This is a genomic window from Streptomyces fildesensis (assembly GCF_016107395.1).
In the GTDB taxonomy this organism is placed as follows: Bacteria; Actinomycetota; Actinomycetes; order Streptomycetales; family Streptomycetaceae; genus Actinacidiphila; species Actinacidiphila fildesensis.
Window position 1 is genome coordinate 1 of the sequence record NZ_JAAIKO010000332.1, and the last position, 249, is coordinate 249.

Genomic DNA, 249 nt, shown 5'->3' on the forward strand with positions numbered 1-249 from the left:
ACGGGCCCGACCGCTATGCCGGCTACGAGTGGCTGACCGCGTCGGACAACGCCGGCCTGTACGTACAGCTGCGTGACATCGCGGAACAGGCTGTGACGGACACCGTCGCCGAACTCCAGAAGGAGCTCGGCGGCACCCCGGTGGAAGTGGAGGTCGTGGTCGAACCGGGACGCCCCTCACAGGTGCTGCTCGAGGCCAGTGCGGACGCCTGTCTGCTGGTGGTCGGCACCCGGGGAGCGAGCTCCTGGG

General features: G+C 69.5%; 1 protein-coding gene. It reads left to right on the top strand.

Annotated elements, in window-relative coordinates; genetic code table 11:
* A partial coding sequence (locus C6N31_RS43100; protein ID WP_198359744.1) for a universal stress protein occupies window positions 1-249 on the top strand: 249 nt, incomplete at both ends.